Source organism: Algoriphagus aquaeductus, from assembly GCF_003253485.1.
GTDB classification, from domain to species: domain Bacteria; phylum Bacteroidota; class Bacteroidia; order Cytophagales; family Cyclobacteriaceae; genus Algoriphagus; species Algoriphagus aquaeductus.
Genome location: NZ_QKTX01000024.1, coordinates 16,857 through 35,332 on the forward strand (window position 1 = coordinate 16,857; position 18,476 = coordinate 35,332).

Genomic DNA, 18,476 nt, shown 5'->3' on the forward strand with positions numbered 1-18,476 from the left:
TCGGGACGAAGGATGGAACGGATCTTTGCCGATGTCGCTTAGCCTGCCCATCCTGAGATCCCGATGACACATTGAACAATACTTTCAATCGGGACGACGAATGGAACGGATATTCGCCGATGTCGCGTAATTGGCCCATGAGTCGGTCCCGATCTCACATGGAATTTTTCCATCAATCGGGACGAAGGATGGAACGGATCTTTGCCGATGTCGCTTAGCCTGCCCATCCTGAGATCCCGATGACACATTGAACAATACTTTCCATCGGGACGAAGGATGGAACGGATCTTTGCCGATGTCGCCTAAAGCTTAATGTTGTTCTCTGGCTACGCCTGTTGTCCAGTTCTCCGCTAACGCTGTTGTCCGCTACGCTGTTATCCGCTAACGCTGTTGTCAAGTTGTCCGCTGCGCTGTTATCTGCCTACGGCTCATGTCAAACCTCGGCAATCCATCATCTCCCCCTTAAGAGCCTGTCCCGAACCGCAGGGTATTTCGGGAGGGGCGGGGGGTACAACTCGACAACCTACCTCCGGCAGGCAAGCCCGGCAACTTGACAACCCGACAACCCGACAACCAAAAAACCTCAAAAATGCCCTTTCTTTCCATCATTTCCCCAGTTTACCGAGCCGAGCAAACACTCGAACCGCTTGTTTTGAGGATCAAGGACGCCGTAAGGAAAATATCTTCCGAATTCGAGATCGTCCTTGTGGAGGATGCCAGTCCTGACCGTTCTTGGGATGAAATAGATCGATTGGCAAAACTCCACCCCGAAGTAGTAGGAATCAAACTCTCCCGAAATTTTGGACAACACTATGCCATTACCGCCGGACTGGATCATGCCAAAGGAGATTGGGTGGTCGTCATGGATTGTGACCTTCAGGATAGGCCGGAAGAAATTCCTCAGCTATTGGCCAAAGCTGAAGAAGGGTATGATGTGGTGCTTGCCCGTAGAGCAAATAGGCAGGATGGATTTTTAAAGCGGCTTTCCTCCAAATTATTTTATCGAACCCTCGCGTGGTTGACAGGTTCACACCAAGACGAAACCATCGCCAATTTTGGAATCTACCATAGGAAAGTCATCCGTGAAATCAGCAACATGAGAGAAAGTATTCGCTACTTTCCCACCATGGTTCGATGGGTCGGCTTTCGACAGACAACCCTTGATGTCATCCATGCAGCCAATGAAGAAAGAGGCAGTAGTTACAATTTCAAGCGACTGTTCAATCTCGCTTTGGATATCATGCTGGCTTACAGTGATAAACCTATTCGGATGACCGTCAAAGTAGGTCTTTTGATTGCCTTGGCAGGGTTCTTATTTGCTGTTTTTACCCTGGTCCGATACCTGCAAGGCGACATCATTATCGCTGGATATGCCAGTCTCATTATCTCCCTTTGGATTTTAACAGGATTTATATTGGTGACCTTGGGGATGGTTGGGCTTTACATCGGCAAAACCTTTGAAGGTGTCAAAAACCGCCCCATCTACATTGTGGAAAAAAGAGTGGGAGAGAAGTAAGTGTTGCCCGCCTACGGCTGTTGTCCGCTTCGCTGTTGTCCAGTTCTCCGCTAAAGTGGTTGTCCGCTACGCTGTTCTCCGCTAACGCTGTTGTCAAGTTGTCCGCTGCGCTGTTATCTGCCTACGGCTGTTGTCCGCTACAACCCGATAACGTGACAACAGGACAACGTGACAACGTGACAAAAGAACAACCTACCTCCGACAGACAAGTTCTACAACCCCAAAAACCCATGATCACCCCTCTTCCCTTTGATTCTTCCCTCTTCGGATACGCCGTAGGTAAGTGTATGGTAGGAGAGGAATGGTCTCAATCTGATTTTTTGGAGGCAGCCAGATCGTTTCGACTGGTTTATCTCTTCTCAGAGGAACCACTTCCTATTGAAAACAGTCCCATCCAACCCATAGATCTCCGATTGACATATTTTAAAAATCTCAAAAGGCAAAATGCCAATAGTGCTGAAATCCATTCGTATGCAGGCACTCTGACTGAGAATCTTTTGAACCTTGCTTTGGAAAGTGGTGTCTTTTCCCGGTTTCATACCGATCCGAATTTTGTGAACCTAGAATTTGAAAAGCTCTATCAGCGTTGGATCGAAAAAGCCCTGACTCAACATGAAGTCTTGCTGGCCAAAAACCAAGCAGGTTTGGTGACTTGTTCAATAGCTGAGCATGATGCCCAAATCGGACTGATTGCCGTACAAAAAGATCAACGAGGCAAGGGATGGGGAAAGAAATTGATTCAAGCTGCAGAAAATTTCGCCATCCAAAAAGAAGCCCAAACCATGACCATCGCAACCCAAGCCGCCAATCTACCCGCTTCAGCACTTTACAAAAGCTTGGGGTACCAATTGATCGAGCGAAAATATATTTATCACTTTTGGAGATGATTGTCGAAGTAATCAATTACCAATGGGCAATGATCAATGGACAATGATCAAAGAGTAAATCACTTGAAAATTGAACATTGATTACGACACCCCATTCACCCCCTAAAGAGCCTGTCCCGAAGAATTTCGGGAGGGCTGGGGGGTAAAACCACTTACTCTTTTCAACTTACTACTCACAAACTTCCATACTTCCCAACCTCATTGCTCCCAAACTCCCCAACCCATCATCTTTCCCTTAAGAGCCTGTCCCTGCCTGTCCCGAACTCGATTCGGGAAAGAATTTCGGGAGGGTCGGGGGGTACAACCGGACAACGTGATAACCTCGACAACGCGACAACCTCGACAACGCGAAGCTGACAACCGGACAACACAGACAACCTGACAACCCGAAGCTGACAACTCGACAACCTAGACACCGTGCTCATCCCCTTCAATAAACCCTACCTCACCGGCAATGAACTGCAATACATCCAAGAAGCAGTCAACTTGGGAAAAATATCCGGTAACGGAGAATTTACCGGAAGATGCCAAGAATTCTTCGAGCAGAGATACGGTTTTCACAAATGCCTCCTCACCACTTCCTGCACCGACGCGCTCGAAATGGCAGCCATCCTCCTGAACATCCAACCCGGGGATGAAGTCATCCTACCCAGCTATACCTTTGTTTCTACGGCCAATCCCTTTGTCCTGAGAGGTGCAAAACTGGTGTTTGTAGATAGTCATATAGATCATCCAAACTTGGACGAAACAGGGTTGGAAGATCTGATCACCCCAAAAACAAAGGCAATTGTTGTAGTCCATTACGCTGGAGTCCCTTGTGAAATGGAACAAATCATGGACCTCGCCGACAAACATGGAATCTTCGTGGTGGAAGATGCCGCTCAGGCTATAGACAGTTCTTACAAGGGAAGAGCCCTTGGTGGAATCGGACACTTGGGATGCTTTAGCTTTCATGAAACCAAAAACATCCAATGCGGAGAAGGTGGAATGCTGGTTATCAATGATCCGGATTTGGTCAAAAGAGCCGAAATCATCTGGGAAAAAGGAACCGACCGGGCGGCTTTTTTCCGTGGTGAAGTCGACAAATACGGATGGGTAGATGCCGGTAGCAGCTTTTTACCTTCGGAAGTATCCGCGGCCTTTCTTTGGGCCCAACTCGAAAATCTTGACACAATCCAATCTCGACGGAAAGATATCTGGGATAACTACGCTCTTTGGTTTTCAGAAAACTCTTCCGGGGGTCTGCTCTCCGAAAGCTACCTCGAGCAATTCACTTCAGCTACAAAAGAAATCCCATTCCAAATTCTGACTTCCGATAAAAAAGCCAATGCCCACCTCTTTTTTCTGCTGTTTGAAGACCTGGAGCAACGGACACTCGTTGCCAAAAGACTGAAAGAGAAAGGAATCCTTGCCGTATTCCACTACCAAAGCCTTCATCAGTCAAGCTTTGCCAAGTCCCATTTTCCCGAGCAAAGTCGCAGATCCTTACCCAACGCTGACCGGTTTACGGACTGTCTGCTAAGACTACCCCTATTTCACGAACTTCCGGAACTCAGTCATACCCACTTTATCCGCTAACGCTGTGGTCAAGTTGTCCGCTACGCTGTTATCTGCCTACGGCTGTTGTCCGCTACAACCCGATAACGTGACAACAGGACAACGTGACAACGTGACAAAAGAACAACCTACCTCCGACAGACAAGTTCTACAACCCCAAAAACCCATGATCACCCCTCTTCCCTTTGATTCTTCCCTCTTCGGATACGCCGTAGGTAAGTGTATGGTAGGAGAGGAATGGTCTCAATCTGATTTTTTGGAGGCAGCCAGATCGTTTCGACTGGTTTATCTCTTCTCAGAGGAACCACTTCCTATTGAAAACAGTCCCATCCAACCCATAGATCTCCGATTGACATATTTTAAAAATCTCAAAAGGCAAAATGCCAATAGTGCTGAAATCCATTCGTATGCAGGCACTCTGACTGAGAATCTTTTGAACCTTGCTTTGGAAAGTGGTGTCTTTTCCCGGTTTCATACCGATCCGAATTTTGTGAACCTAGAATTTGAAAAGCTCTATCAGCGTTGGATCGAAAAAGCCCTGACTCAACATGAAGTCTTGCTGGCCAAAAACCAAGCAGGTTTGGTGACTTGTTCAATAGCTGAGCATGATGCCCAAATCGGACTGATTGCCGTACAAAAAGATCAACGAGGCAAGGGATGGGGAAAGAAATTGATTCAAGCTGCAGAAAATTTCGCCATCCAAAAAGAAGCCCAAACCATGACCATCGCAACCCAAGCCGCCAATCTACCCGCTTCAGCACTTTACAAAAGCTTGGGGTACCAATTGATCGAGCGAAAATATATTTATCACTTTTGGAGATGATTGTCGAAGTAATCAATTACCAATGGGCAATGACCAATGACCAATGATCAAAGAGTAAATCACTTGAAAATTGAACATTGATTACGACACCCCATTCACCCCCTAAAGGGGGCTGGGGGGTAAAACCACTTACTCTTTTCAACTTACTACTCACAAACTTCCATACTTCCCAACCTCATTGCTCCCAAACTCCCCAACCCATCCTCTCCCCCTTAAGAGCCTGTCCCGAACCGCAGGGTATTTCGGGAGGGGCGGGGGGTACAACCCGACAACGTGACAACCTATCTCCGGCAGGCAAGCCCGACAACGTGACAACGTGACAACCAGACAACCCTAAAAACTACATTAACCCCATGATCATCGCCGGCGCAGGAGGACATGCCCTCGAAGTCCTCGACATTCTTCGATTTACCGAATACCTCAACCCAGCAGTTTATGGTGAGGATATTTCCCCTTTTTGGCCATCGGAATTGCCCGCGCTCAACCGCTTGGACCAAGTGGAGGATTGGCTTTCATCGGATCGGAACTTCGTCTTGGGGGTGGGTTCGCCTAAGTTTCGGAAAAAACTTTACCAAGAATTTACCCAACGGGGAGGCGTGCTCCATGCCCTAAGAGGACCCCAGGCCGTCATCAGTTCCACGGCTTCGACCTCAGGTGCCGATATCCTTACTTCTGCTTTTGTAGGTGCACAGGTAACCTTGGGCCTGGGAGTCCTGGTCAATGTAGGTGCTCAGGTTCATCATGAGGCTAGGGTGGGAGAGTTTTCCGTGATCAATCCCGGAGCTGTTTTACTTGGAGCTTGCGAATTGGGATCGGAATGCTTCATCGGGGCCAATGCCACCATTCTTCCAGGAGTCCGGATCGGAGAGGGGACCATTATCGGGGCCGGTGCGGTCATCATCCGCGATGTACCCTCTGGAGTCACTGTCGTCGGTGTGCCAGGCAGGATAGTTTAAGGGTTTTCTGTTGTCCGTTGCGCTGTTACCTGCCTACGGCTGTTGTCAAGTTCTCCGCTAACGCTGTTATCCGCTAACGCTTTTGTCAAGTTGTCCGCTGCGCTGTTATCTGCTAAAGCTGTTTTCCGCTAAAGCTGTTTTCCGCTAAAGCTGTTGTCATGTTATCCGCTACGCTGTTATCTGCATTCGGCTGTTGCCAAGTTCTCCGCTAAAGCTGTTGTCCGCTACGCTGTTATCCGCTAACGCTGTTGCCAAGTTCTCCGCTAAAGCTGTTGTCCGCTACGCTGTTATCCGCTAACGCTGTTGTCAAGTTCTCCGCTAAAGCTGTTGTCCGCTAACGCTGTTGTCAAGTTATCCGCTGCGCTGTTATCCGCTAACGCTGTTGTCAAGTTGTCTGCTGCGCTGTTGTCTGCCTACGGCTGTTGTCAAACCTCGGCAATCCATCATCTCCCCCTTAAGAGCCTGTCCCGAACCGCAGGGTATTTCGGGAGGGGCGGGGGGTACAACCCGACAACCCGACAACCTACCTTCTGCAGGCAGGCCCGACAACGTGACAACTTCGACAACAGGACAACCAGACAACCCAACAACGCGAACCTGACAGCCATTTTCAGTTAAAGTCAGCAGAAGACTAAAGCGCGTTAAGTTTAACTTTCACCGACTTTTAATAGTGTATTTCTTAAAAATGCACTCTCATAGTGCGAAAATATCGTTAATTTGCACTCCTTTAGTGCAATTATGTAGTTTTGACTAGATAGCCTACCGAATGGATAGTTTGTTTCAATACTCCAACCAGTTGATTGCCCGGGTAGATACAGCCTATACACGCTATCTCTACAATAAGATCAACTGGCAAAACAGGTTACTCGGTCTGACCGGGCCGCGGGGTGTCGGAAAAACAACACTTATTCTACAATACATCAAAAACAAGCTGAATACGCAGGAAACCCTCTACGTCACGGCCGAAGACTTCTATTTCGCAAAAAACCGCCTGTCCGATTTGGCCAATGACTTTGTCAAAGCTGGAGGCAAACACTTGTTTGTGGATGAAGTACACAAATATCCGGATTGGTCCAAAGAGCTAAAGCTTATCTATGACTACCATCCGGACCTCAAAGTGGTGTTTACGGGTTCTTCGATCCTTGACATCAAAAAAGGGAGTGCCGATTTGAGCAGAAGAGCAGTGGTTTATTCCATGCAGGGGCTTTCATTTCGTGAATACCTGATGCTATTTCATCATCTGGAAATAGCCCCGGTCTCTTTAGAACAAATTGTCAATCAGAAGGTCGATGTTCCTCAAATTCCCCATCCTCTTCCCTTGTTTGACCACTACCTCAAAAAAGGTTACTACCCGTTTGCCGGGGAAGATGACTTTGGACTGAAACTCCGGCAAGTCGTCAATCAAACCCTCGAAGTGGATATTCCCACCTATGCCCAAATGAACGTTTCCACGGGAAGAAAACTGAAACAGTTACTGGCTATTGTGGCCCAAAGTGTACCCTTCAAACCCAACATGAGCAAACTGGCGGAAATGCTGAATATAAGTCGAAACAACATCGCCGATTACCTGCTCTACATGGAAGAAGCGGGTATGATCACTCAGCTTCGAAGTCAGACCGATGGCATCATAGGATTGGGCAAAATCGATAAGGTGTACTTGGAAAACACAAATCTGGTTTACAGCCTGGTGGAAGACCTTCAAAACAAGGGGAATATAAGGGAAACCTTTTTTCTCAATCAGGTAAAAGTGAATCACCAAGTAGTAACCTCCTCGATGGGTGATTTCCAAGTCGGGACCATGGATTTTGAAGTGGGGGGGAAAAGCAAAAGGGAAAAACAAATCAAAACGGCCCAAAATGGATACCTGGTCAAAGACGATATCGAAAGAGGATACCTCAACACCATCCCGCTTTGGCATTTCGGTTTAATGTATTGAGCTAATCAAATTAACATTGACCAATGACCAATGACCAATAACCAATTTCCAATAATCAAAGAGTGGATCACTTGTTCATTGAGTTTGCATACCTGTACGGAGCAGAGTCGAAGTATTGATTTGATTACTACACCTCATTCTCCCCCTCAAGAGCCTGTCCCTGCCTGTCCCGAACTCGATTCGGGAAAGAATTTCGGGAGGGACGGGGGGTACAACAACTTCTGATCAAAGACCAATGATCAATTACCAATTCCCAATGATCAAAGAGTGGATCACTTGCTCATTGAGTTTGTATACCTGTACGGAGCATAGTCGAAGTATTGATTTGATTACTACACCTCATTCTCCCCTTTAAGAGCCTGTCCTTGCCTGTCCCGAACTTGATTCGGGAAAGAATTTCGGGAGGGACGGGGGGTACAACCACTTCTGATCGATGACCAATGGACAATGACCAATTCCCAATGCTCAAGGATTAGATCACTTGAGAACCCGTGCTGAGCATAGTCGAAGTATTGATTTGATTACTATACCTCATTCTCCCCCTTAAGAGCCTGTCCTTGCCTGTCCCGAACTTGATTCGGGAAAGAATTTCGGGAGGGTCGGGGGGTACAACCACTCACTCTTTACAACTAACCACTCACAAACTCCCCAACCTCATAGCTCCCTACTTCCATTCCTCCCAACTTCCGCACAAATTTCCCCTTGCAAATCCCAAATGACCGAGTAATTTTATTACTCAGTCGAGGCTAACTTCCATCTGCCAGTGCAAATCCTCCTTCAAAGGGAGTAATTAAAAATTCCCCCACAAGGTGGCTAGGGGCTGGGAGTGAAAGGGCGAAGCTGTAACCAATTTTCAATTACCAATGGACAATGATCAATGGACAATTCCCAATGATCAAAGAGTGGATCACTTGCTCATTGAGTTTGTATACCTGTACTGAGCAGAGTCGAAGTATTGATAATTGACAACCGGACAACCTACCTTCGGCAGGCAGGCGCAAAGCTGACAACCTACCTCCGGCAGGCAAGCCCGACAACCTCTTTCTTCCCTCCAAACACAGAATTTCAAGCATTTTTAGTAAATTTCACCATGTCTGAAGCGAAAAAACATAAATACCAGGTAAGTGAACCTGTATCAGAAGCATACCAGATTCCGGTAGAGAAAAAGGTAAATCAATTTTTGGAAATGGCCCAAGGACTACCGCAGTCCGCACTTCAGGAAATTGTGGAAAAGCTAGAGCAATTAATCAGGAATAAGCCGAAAGGATCCGAGTTTTCTTCCTTTCTTTTGAAAGGTCCCTTCATGAGCGATAGCCAATTAGAGGAATTTAAATCTCAGAGAAAATCTACCAATCTGTGGAGGGAAAACCCATCCTTTTAGATACAGGAATATTGATTGAATACTTTCGGAATAAGGAAAAATCAAAAAGTGTCCTTTATAGGCTATCGCTGAATCGTTTCGAATTTAAGGTTTCATCAATAACCAAATACGAGGTTTTATTGGGGGCAACGGGAGAGCAAATGGATTTTTGGAAAGAGTTCTTTGATAGAGTTCAAGTCCTGCCTTTTACCGCTGATACCGCTGTAGTAGCATCTGAGGTATACAAAGCACTTAAATCCAAAAATAAGCTGATTGATATTGCCGATATTTTGATTGCTTCTGTAGCCGTCACCAATGCCATCCCCTTAGCGACTCTAAACTTTAAACATTTCTCCAGAATAGAGGCATTGGATGTTCTTGATTTATAAAGGAGATTTAACGTATCAGCCCTGACTTCAAAAAGGGGGATGCTCAAAGTAAGACCTCAGACCTAAGCAACAAGACACCACACTCGAACCCATCCTCGAATCCATATCATTCAACCTGGGGACCAGGCAAGCCCAACAACCGGACAACCCGACAACCTACCTTTGGCAGGCAAGCCCGACAACCGGACAACGCGAAGCTGACAACCCGACAACGTGACAACTGGACAACTAGAAATTACCAATGACCAATGACCAATTACCAATTACCAATATCCAATTCCCATTGATCAAAAAGTAGATCACTTGCTCATTGAGTTTGCATACCTGTACTGAGCAGAGTCGAAGTATTGATTTGATTACTACACCTCATTCTCCCCCTTAAGAGCCTGTCCTTGCCTGTCCCGAACTCGATTCGGGAAAGAATTTCGGGAGGGTCGGGGGGTACAACCACTTCTGATCAAAGACCAATTACCAATATCCAATTCCCATTGATCAAAGAGTGGATAACTTGCTCATTGAGTTTGCATACCTGTACTGAGCAGAATCGAAGTATTGATTTGATTACTACACCTCATTCTCCCCCTTAAGAGCCTGTCCTTGCCTGTCCCGAACTCGATTCGGGAAAGAATTTCGGGAGGGGACGGGGGGTACAACCACTTCTGATCAATGACCAATTGCCAATATCCAATTTCCAATGATCAAAGAGTGGATCACTTGCTCATTGAGTTTGCATACCTGTACTGAGCAGAGTCGAAGTATTGATTTGATTACTACACCTCATTCTCCCCCTTAAGAGCCTGTCCTTGCCTGTCCCGAACTCGATTCGGGAAAGAATTTCGGGAGGGACGGGGGGTACAACCACTTCTGATCAAAGACCAATTACCAATATCCAATTCCCAATGATCAAAGAGTGGATCACTTGCTCATTGAGTTTGCATACCTGTACTGAGCAGAGTCGAAGTATTGATAATTGACAACCCGGCAACCTACCTCCGGCAGGCAAGCCCGACAACTGGATAACCCGAAGCCGACAACCCGATAACGTGACAACGCGACAACTGGACAACGTGACAACGCGAAGCTGACAACCCGACAACAATCCAACTCCATTAATGCCAAACTCAACCAACTTGATTCATTCCCTCAGACTTTGGGTCTATGTCAAACGACAAAACTACTTCCGCCAAAAACTTAAGGAGAAAATACTAAAATTCACAGCCTCTGCGGAAGGTCAAAAATTCAAAAAAGAAGGAGAATTTATCGCCAAACATGGCCTCGTTATTTTCCCATACCCTTTTCAGTTCAATTATGACCGGAAAAATATAGCCTTATCCTACTCCGATTCGTATCCCTTCTTCCAGTACAGAGGTAAAGACCTCTACCTCCCCAACACCATGCCCGAGGTAAAGGCAAAAGCCTATGCCAATGACATCCTGATGGAACAAGATCCGGATTCCCCACATCAATATACCAATACCGTATTCTCCATCGATCAGGAAGACATCCTCTTGGATATCGGATGTGGGGATGCAAATTTTTCCCTCGAACACGTCGAAACTGTAAAAAAAGCCCTCCTCTTCGAAACAGACCCCAAGTGGGACATTCCCCTAAAAAAAACCTTCGCCCCCTGGAAAGACAAAGTGGTGATCTCCAACAAACGGGTAGGCTTTGGGAATGAGGAGGTTGACCTGTCCCACATGCCCGAACTCGAAGGCCAGTCCGTACTCTTCAAAATAGACGTGGATGGGGCAGAGCGCGAAGTACTCAAAATGATCGATCCACTGCTGCCCAAACTCAAGTCCGCCAAAATTGCCATCTGCACCTACCACCAAAATGAAGATGCCGATGAATTCGAAAAATGGTTTCAATCTAGGGGCTTCCAAACCGGCTTTGGAAAAGGATACATGCTTTTTCATCCGGATACCAAGATCAAAAAGCCATTCTTCCGCCCCGGTGTCCTCTTTGCCACCCGTTAAGTTTCCCAAAACCTGTCCCAATCAACCGCTGCCTGGCAACCCGGACAACCTACCTTCGGCAGGCAGGCGCGAAGCTGAACCTGGACAACTGGACAATCCGACAACGTGACAACGCGAAGCTGACAACCCGACAACTGGACAACTGGACAACGTGACAACCCGATGCTTCGACTAGGCTCAGCACAGGCAACCGGACAACCCACCTTCGGCAGGCAGGCGCGAAGCTGACAATTGGACAACTCGACAACGTGACAACCGGACAACTAGAAATTACCAATGACCAATGACCAAAGAGTAAATCACTTGAACATTGAACATTGACCATTGAAAATTAGCCTCTTACTTCTTCCATTTCAGGTAAATCAGAAAAAGCTTCAGCTAGGGTTGTCGAGTAAGTCAAAACATTGAATTTGCTTCCGTCATTGCGAGGGGTATAAAGCTGATTTACCAGATTCCTCAGACATCAATACCCCGAAGCAATCTTTTTAGGAGTAGTAATTTGCCAAGATCGCTTCGTCGCAATTAAGTAAGGTAGAATTAATGAGGATACGTTTTGCTCCTCGCGATGACGGGTCCCAATTTTAAATTACATATAACCAATGACCAATGACCAAAGAGTAAATCACTTGAACATTGAACATTGACCATTGAAAATTAGCCTCTTACTTCTTCCATTTCAGGTAAATCAGAAAAAGCTTCAGCTAGGGTTGTCGAGTAAGTCAAAACATTGAATTTGCTTCCGTCATTGCGAGGGGTATAAAGCTGATTTACCAGATTCCTCAGACATCAATACCCCGAAGCAATCTTTTTAGGAGTAGTAATTTGCCAAGATCGCTTCGTCGCAATTAAGTAAGGTAGAATTAATGAGGATACGTTTTGCTCCTCGCGATGACGTGTCCCAATTTTAAATTACATATAACCAATGACCAATGACCAAAAAGTAAATCACTTGAACATTGAACATTGACCATTGAAAATTGAACATTGAAAACCACTTCCTTCTTACTATCCACTGCCCACATCGACTCCGCTCAGTATGTCAGCAGTAGAAATGAAAGCACAAGCAACGAAAACTGACCCTTATCTCTAAATTGTCTTGCTTTTGAATTCCTTCGAGATTTTGATTCTTAACCTAATCTTTAGGCTTTGATTTCCATAATTGTTTGTTCAATTAATGAAAATCTATTTAATCGGTTTTCAGAGTCACTTGCCAAGACAATTGTTGTTGATTACGAAGTGATCAGAATTGAAAACCAAATTGAAAAGTTACCTATAGCACAAGCGTACAACAATGGAGCAAGTCAAGCCACTTACGATTTACTGGTATTTGTTCATGAAGATGTGGTATTTCACTCGGATAATTGGGGTGAAAAATTAATAAGTCGATTTCAATCCTTGGACAATCCGGGTGTCATTGGAATTGCAGGATCTAATTATTTGCCGATTTCACCCTCCTATTGGTGGATTCCGGACCCGTCAAGGAGATTTTGCAATTACTTGGATAATCACGAATCAGGAAATATAGGGGAGGGAAAACTCAGATATTCAGGTCATACCGATCCTGTTCAAGTATACCTGTTGGATGGGATGTTTTTGGCAATGAAAAAGGATGTATTTAGGAAAGTCAAGTTTGATGAAAGCCTGGAGGGATTTCACGGATACGATACATCTATTTGTCTTAGAACTGCAATTGAGTTTCAAAATTACTTTGTCCCGGATATTTTGATTGAGCACTTTTCTCCCGGTAATCCAAACTCTACTTGGTTATTCAATACGGTGAATTCATATAGTCAAAAAGAGAAAATTACTTCCAAGGATAAGATTGATGGTAGGCTTGAAGTAAAGAGTTACCACTTGTTTTTGAATCACCTGAGAAAGTTTGGGCAAACTTGGTCGTTCCAACGGAAGCAATCCTTGATTTACCTAATGAAGTTAAGTGCCAAGGTTATTTCATTTCGGGCTTGGTTTATTTGGCTATGGTTTCAGTTAAGATTTTTATATAGTACCCCAACCCGATAATTCATGCTGCTAAAAAAGATCAAAAGGCTCTTTCACAAAGAAATAAGCTATCCGCTTAAGGGAATCTATAATGGGCATCATCAGATCACCTATCGGGGCATACCCTGTATCAAGTGTCCTTTTGATTATGTGACTTATCAGATGATTTTGAATGAAGTCAAGCCTGATTTGATTATCGAGATTGGAACCAATAAAGGAGGAAGTGCGCTGTACTTGGCTGATTTGATGGACATCATGGGCAAAGGCCAAATCCATTCCATAGATATCCAGGATGAAGCCTTTGATTTGGTAAGAAAACATCCAAGAATAAAGCTGTTTACAGAAGGCTGGCAAAAATACGATTTGGAACTGGCTAAAAACTTCGAAACCATTTTGGTGATTGAGGACAGTTCTCATGAATATGAAAATACACTTCATGCCATTCAGAAATTTGGACCGCATGTTACTCCAGGTTCGTATTTAATCGTGGAAGACGGAATAATAGGTGCTATGGGATGGACCAAAAGCTATGGGGGAGGACCAGTCAAAGCAATTGAATGTTTTTTAAATGATAACTCAGACTTTTATAGAGATACGAAATGGGAGAATTTCTTTGGAGAAAATTCGACTTTTAATACAAAAGGGTTTTTGAAAAGGAATATTTAATTTTCTCTATTTTAAATTTCTATTGAGATAATACCAAAAATATAGACTGTGTTTAATTTTTTTGTTTCCAAACTGAAAAACATTAGAGTTTGGTTTTATTATTTGCGACTAAATCGATTCAGGAATAATCTCTTTACTCATATTATAGCTTTTTCAAAAAAAAAGGAATCTTATGAGTATAGAGATGAAATTGAATTTATTCGTAAGAATGGGTTATCTGTCTTTCCTTATTCATTTACCACTAAATATTCCAGTTTAGAAGTAACTGTAAATTATGAAGATGGATACCCATTTGTAAATCATAATGGAAATAGATTCTTTTTTAAGAAAGGATGGACAGAAGGAAAAGTAAAAAAATATTATTCAGGTTTATTGTCTGAACAAGATATCGATTCACCTCATTTGTATTGTGATGAAATTTTTAATGCTGGTGGTGCTGAAATACTACTTGATATTGGTGTGGCAGAAGGAAGCTTTTCTTTGGATCAAATAAATTCGGTTAAGGAAGTTGTTATTTTAGAAAAGGACGATCTTTGGGTTGATGCATTGGAAAGGACCTTCAAACCTTTTAAAGATAAAATTCAAATCATCAAAAAATTTGCTTCTAATACTGATTCCTTTGATTCCATAAGGCCACAGAACTTACCTAGTCTTTGGAATAAAGATTTGTTTATTAAAATAGATGTGGATGGAGATGAACGAAAAGTTATCCAAGGCCTTGAAAATCTTCTGAAAAATAATCAACCTATAAGGATTGCCTTGTGTGTGTATCATCAACAGGATGATTACAATTACTTTGTTAACTATTTCACATCAATTGGTTATAGTATTTCTGTTTCTAATGGGTATATGCTGTATTTATTTGATAAAAAAATAAAAAAGCCGTTTTTCCGTAAAGGGATTTTAAGATTGACGAAAGTTTTATCTTGATTATGGATTTTTTTCTTATAACACAGTTTAATTTGGGATTTAAGCAGGATGAAAGAATCTTCAGATATTTTGATTCTCCTGAAAAATGGTTAGATTTTAGATACATTTTGTTCTATAAGTTTTCTTATCCTTGTGTAGCAAATCAAACTGATAAAAATTTCAAATGGGTGATTGCTTTTGATCAAGCCACCTCAAATAGTTTTATTGAAGAATTTGTAAAAGGGGATAAATTAGGTTTGTTTGAGATTCTTCTTACAAATGCAGATAATTTTCAATCGGATTTAAAGACTAAGATTCTTGGGATGTCTCAGGATAATTTATTGTGTACTGTTAGACTTGATTCTGATGATGGTTTAATTCCTACTTTTATTTGCAAATTAAAAAAGGAGAGTTTGAAGATAAATGAATTTCCTTTTGGAGTCAATTTCTTGAAAGGATATATAGTAGATGTCACAACAGGTATTTTTTATTTGAAGTCATTTTTCAGCAATCCTTTTTTTGCCCTGATAGAGGAAAGAGGGGATTTTAAATCGGTGTTCTTTGAGCATCATCATATTCTCTCTGCTATTGTCCCCACTCTCAATGTTAGTTCTGGAGTGAATTGGATTCAAAATATCCATCATACAAACTTGGGAAATAAGATTAAAGGGCTTCCGATTCTTTCTGTAATTTCTGTTCCGGGTTTTATTAGATCTCTATATCCTTCCTATTCCTTATTGACCTATTTTGAGGCAATTCTTTCATTTTTTAAAACAAAGTTTAGAAATGTTTTGATCAAAATGAATATTAAAAAATCTTGGAATTAGTTTCGGTTATCATTCCCGTTTTTAATTCAGAGAAGTTTGTGGAGCTAGCTATTTCTTCTGCTTTAATTCTGCCGCAAGTGGGTGAGGTAGTAGTGGTAGACGATGGTTCAACGGACAGATCATTAGAGATTTGTTTAAACCTTCAAAAAAAAGATCGTAGGATAAATGTTTTGGTCCATCCAAAGAACTCAAATAGAGGGGCAGCAGAAAGTAGGAATTTGGGAATCAAGAATGTCAATTTCCCCTTGGTGGCATTTTTGGATAGTGATGATAAGTATTTTGAAAACAGATTTGATGAAAGTGTTCAAATTCTGAGTACCAATCCTTCCATTATGGGATGTTTCGGTCAGGTTTTGGTAAATTATTTAGATGCAAATTACCAGAAGTTGATGGGAGTTCCGGTGGGGATGGATTCAAAAAAGTTGTTTAGCCATATATTAAATGGAGGATATTTCCACACTAATTCCCTGACAATACGGAAATCCTATTTGGAAAGAATTGGAGGATTTGATCAATCTTGTTGGCCTCATGAGGATGTCGAACTTTGGACTAGATTAGCCTATCATGGAAAGCTTGTATCCATTTCTTCAGAGATGCCAATAGCTGAATATACTATCCATGGGAAAAATTTAAGTCAACTTGGAAATTGGAAATCAAAGTGGGCTCTTTGGTCGACAGTATTTTGGAATTTTTTTTTCAATTCAATTTCTCTTACAGATAGATATTTTATTCTTAAACAACTTATTAAAGCTCATTTTGGTCGATTCAAAGGAAAAAAAATTAGTGTCAAATTCAGTAATTAAAGTTGATCAGCTCTCCAAGCGTTATCGCTTGGGCTTAAAGGAAAAACAAGCGGAAACTTTGGTTGGGCAAATTTCCCAAGCTATTCGATCCCCATGGGAAAACCTTAAAAGACTCCGTCAACTCAGCAGATTTGGCGAGGAGGATGAATCGGTTTTCTGGGCTTTAAAAGATGTCTCTTTTGAAGTACAAGAAGGGGAGGTGCTAGGGATTATTGGAAAAAATGGAGCAGGAAAATCCACTTTACTCAAAATCCTGTCTCAAATCACTGAACCCACGTCTGGTAAAATAGAAATTCATGGTCGCGTAGCCTCTCTGTTGGAAGTAGGAACAGGCTTTCATCCCGAACTCAGTGGAAGGGAAAATATCTACATGAACGGGACTATTCTTGGAATGACCCGAAGGGAAATTGATTCTAAATTGGATGAAATCATTGATTTCTCAGGGATAGAGAAGTTTATCGATACCCCGGTAAAGTTTTATTCCTCCGGGATGAAAGTCCGCTTGGGGTTTTCTGTTGCGGCTCATCTTGATCCGGAAATTCTGATAATTGACGAGGTTCTAGCCGTTGGGGATTTTGAATTTCAAAAAAAGTGCTTGGGTAAGATGGAGGAAGTAAGTAAAAATCAAGGGAGAACGGTTTTGTTTGTTAGTCACGATTTGGCTTCTGTAGCCAATCTATGCAAACGTGTTTTATTATTAGAAAAGGGAAAAATTACTTTTGACTCTACCCCTTCAAAAACAATTGATTATTATTTCAATTCTAATGGAGTGAATGGAAATACAAAAGACCTAACTATTCATCCAAATAAACAGAACTCAAAAAAAGGTCTTTTGAATTATAAATTATTGAGGAATGGAATAGAATCTGATTTTTTTTATTCACAGGATACAATGTTTGTTGAGTTTGATTTTTTTGACCCTTCTGGTATTGAAGAAATCGTGTTTGGATTAGTGATAAAAGATTCAAATGGTAAAGCCTTAATAGGAATTAATAATTTGAATTTAAAGAAGAGGTTAAATAAATCAAATATAAAAGAAGGGAAGATTGTTTTCGAACTAGATAAAATTCCATTTTATGCCGAAGGTAAATACTATGTTGATTTATTTTTCGGAGATGGAGGTGATAATTACGATACTATTGAAAACGCATTTTACTTTAATTTAAAACCCATTTCCATCCTTGAAGATGGTAATTTCCTTTCTTCAAGATATAATTTAGTTCACCCTGGTCAGGTAAATATAGAGTTAATCAATGCTCAGAAAAATACTTAAAAAAAACAGGAAGTTGGTCTCTCTTTACCAAAGACTGTTTTTACCTCCAAAGCCTGCAGAGGCACATGAACAGTGGGTTAGAGTTGTCATGGATAGGGAAACCAAAATACTGGTAGGTGAACTATATCTAGAAAACATGAAAGCTTTAGAGGTTTCTGGCAATAAATGGAGTGGATATGGATTCAAAAATTACCAATCCGTCCATTTCCCTGATTTTGATATCTGTTCAACTACTATTGATGGAAAGTTTGACATTATTATTGCAGAGCAAGTTTTTGAGCATTTATCTTATCCATTTAAGGCAGGGAAAAATGTTTTCAGGTTATTAAATGATGGTGGTGTTTTTTTGATCACAACTCCTTTTTTATTGAAAAATCACCCAGATCCAATTGACTGTACTAGATGGACTGCTCAAGGCCTCAAATATTTTCTTCATGAATGTGGGTTTGACCTTGACAAAATTCAAGTCCATTCATGGGGAAATAGAGCCTGTCTTATTGCAAACTTGGATAATTGGATTAAATACGATCCCAAAAAACATTCTTTACAAAATGAGGAGGACTTTCCTCTTGTGGTTTGGGCCTTAGCAAAAAAATAATT

At 42.4% G+C, this 18,476-nt stretch carries 15 protein-coding genes; all 15 read left to right on the forward strand.

Going from position 1 to position 18,476, the window contains the following annotated elements; translation table 11 throughout:
- Positions 1 to 589 precede the first annotated feature (589 nt).
- Complete coding sequence (locus CLV31_RS20585) at positions 590 to 1,516, forward strand: glycosyltransferase family 2 protein (RefSeq protein ID WP_111394976.1); 927 nt, start codon at positions 590 to 592, stop codon at positions 1,514 to 1,516.
- A gap of 152 nt (positions 1,517 to 1,668) precedes the next feature.
- Positions 1,669 to 2,403: a GNAT family N-acetyltransferase gene (locus CLV31_RS20590; protein ID WP_181452681.1), complete on the forward strand. Its 735-nt coding sequence runs from the start codon at positions 1,669 to 1,671 to the stop codon at positions 2,401 to 2,403.
- A 417-nt stretch (positions 2,404 to 2,820) separates the two neighbouring features.
- The gene (rffA, locus tag CLV31_RS20595; RefSeq protein WP_111394978.1) at positions 2,821 to 3,981 is read left to right on the forward strand and encodes a dTDP-4-amino-4,6-dideoxygalactose transaminase; all 1,161 of its coding nucleotides are present in this window, start codon (positions 2,821 to 2,823) and stop codon (positions 3,979 to 3,981) included.
- A 4-nt stretch (positions 3,982 to 3,985) separates the two neighbouring features.
- The gene (locus tag CLV31_RS20600; RefSeq protein ID WP_146250949.1) at positions 3,986 to 4,783 is read left to right on the forward strand and encodes a GNAT family N-acetyltransferase; all 798 of its coding nucleotides are present in this window, start codon (positions 3,986 to 3,988) and stop codon (positions 4,781 to 4,783) included.
- Between the two features lie 353 nt (positions 4,784 to 5,136).
- Positions 5,137 to 5,739 carry a NeuD/PglB/VioB family sugar acetyltransferase gene (locus CLV31_RS20605; RefSeq protein WP_111394979.1) on the forward strand — a complete coding sequence of 201 codons (603 nt, stop codon included), beginning with the start codon at positions 5,137 to 5,139 and terminating at the stop codon, positions 5,737 to 5,739.
- Positions 5,740 to 6,505: 766 nt separating this feature from the next.
- Positions 6,506 to 7,675 carry an ATP-binding protein gene (locus tag CLV31_RS20610; protein ID WP_111394980.1) on the forward strand — a complete coding sequence of 390 codons (1,170 nt, stop codon included), beginning with the start codon at positions 6,506 to 6,508 and terminating at the stop codon, positions 7,673 to 7,675.
- A gap of 1,356 nt (positions 7,676 to 9,031) precedes the next feature.
- A complete protein-coding gene (locus tag CLV31_RS20620; protein ID WP_181452682.1) occupies positions 9,032 to 9,424 on the forward strand; it encodes a type II toxin-antitoxin system VapC family toxin in 393 nt (130 codons plus the stop codon).
- Positions 9,425 to 10,536: 1,112 nt separating this feature from the next.
- Positions 10,537 to 11,400, forward strand: coding sequence for a hypothetical protein (locus CLV31_RS20625; protein ID WP_111394983.1), 864 nt, complete (start codon positions 10,537 to 10,539; stop codon positions 11,398 to 11,400).
- A 1,146-nt stretch (positions 11,401 to 12,546) separates the two neighbouring features.
- Complete coding sequence (locus tag CLV31_RS20630; protein WP_111394984.1) at positions 12,547 to 13,419, forward strand: glycosyltransferase; 873 nt, start codon at positions 12,547 to 12,549, stop codon at positions 13,417 to 13,419.
- Positions 13,420 to 13,422: 3 nt separating this feature from the next.
- Positions 13,423 to 14,064: a CmcI family methyltransferase gene (locus CLV31_RS20635; protein ID WP_111394985.1), complete on the forward strand. Its 642-nt coding sequence runs from the start codon at positions 13,423 to 13,425 to the stop codon at positions 14,062 to 14,064.
- Between the two features lie 48 nt (positions 14,065 to 14,112).
- Positions 14,113 to 14,994 carry a hypothetical protein gene (locus tag CLV31_RS20640; RefSeq protein WP_111394986.1) on the forward strand — a complete coding sequence of 294 codons (882 nt, stop codon included), beginning with the start codon at positions 14,113 to 14,115 and terminating at the stop codon, positions 14,992 to 14,994.
- A 2-nt stretch (positions 14,995 to 14,996) separates the two neighbouring features.
- Entirely contained in the window at positions 14,997 to 15,800 is an 804-nt protein-coding gene (locus CLV31_RS20645; protein ID WP_111394987.1) for a glycosyltransferase, read from the forward strand.
- Complete coding sequence (locus CLV31_RS20650) at positions 15,791 to 16,603, forward strand: glycosyltransferase family 2 protein (RefSeq protein WP_181452683.1); 813 nt, start codon at positions 15,791 to 15,793, stop codon at positions 16,601 to 16,603. The genes CLV31_RS20645 and CLV31_RS20650 overlap by 10 nt, the downstream gene beginning before the upstream one ends.
- Positions 16,584 to 17,876 (forward strand): ABC transporter ATP-binding protein, encoded by a 1,293-nt coding sequence (locus tag CLV31_RS20655; protein WP_111395001.1) that lies wholly within the window; start codon positions 16,584 to 16,586, stop codon positions 17,874 to 17,876. The genes CLV31_RS20650 and CLV31_RS20655 overlap by 20 nt, the downstream gene beginning before the upstream one ends.
- Positions 17,857 to 18,474, forward strand: a complete 618-nt coding sequence (locus CLV31_RS20660) for a class I SAM-dependent methyltransferase (protein ID WP_111394989.1) — start codon at positions 17,857 to 17,859, stop codon at positions 18,472 to 18,474. The genes CLV31_RS20655 and CLV31_RS20660 overlap by 20 nt, the downstream gene beginning before the upstream one ends.
- Positions 18,475 to 18,476: the final 2 nt, after the last annotated feature.

What these genes read in the sequence shown, in the direction of transcription:
- CLV31_RS20585 (WP_111394976.1), top strand. Translation starts at nt 590, where the DNA reads ATGCCCTTTCTTTCCATCATTTCCCCAGTTTACCGAGCCGAGCAAACA.
- CLV31_RS20605 (WP_111394979.1), top strand. Translation starts at nt 5,137, where the DNA reads ATGATCATCGCCGGCGCAGGAGGACATGCCCTCGAAGTCCTCGACATT.
- CLV31_RS20610 (WP_111394980.1), top strand. Translation starts at nt 6,506, where the DNA reads ATGGATAGTTTGTTTCAATACTCCAACCAGTTGATTGCCCGGGTAGAT.
- CLV31_RS20625 (WP_111394983.1), top strand. Translation starts at nt 10,537, where the DNA reads ATGCCAAACTCAACCAACTTGATTCATTCCCTCAGACTTTGGGTCTAT.
- CLV31_RS20635 (WP_111394985.1), top strand. Translation starts at nt 13,423, where the DNA reads ATGCTGCTAAAAAAGATCAAAAGGCTCTTTCACAAAGAAATAAGCTAT.
- CLV31_RS20645 (WP_111394987.1), top strand. Translation starts at nt 14,997, where the DNA reads ATGGATTTTTTTCTTATAACACAGTTTAATTTGGGATTTAAGCAGGAT.
- CLV31_RS20660 (WP_111394989.1), top strand. Translation starts at nt 17,857, where the DNA reads ATGCTCAGAAAAATACTTAAAAAAAACAGGAAGTTGGTCTCTCTTTAC.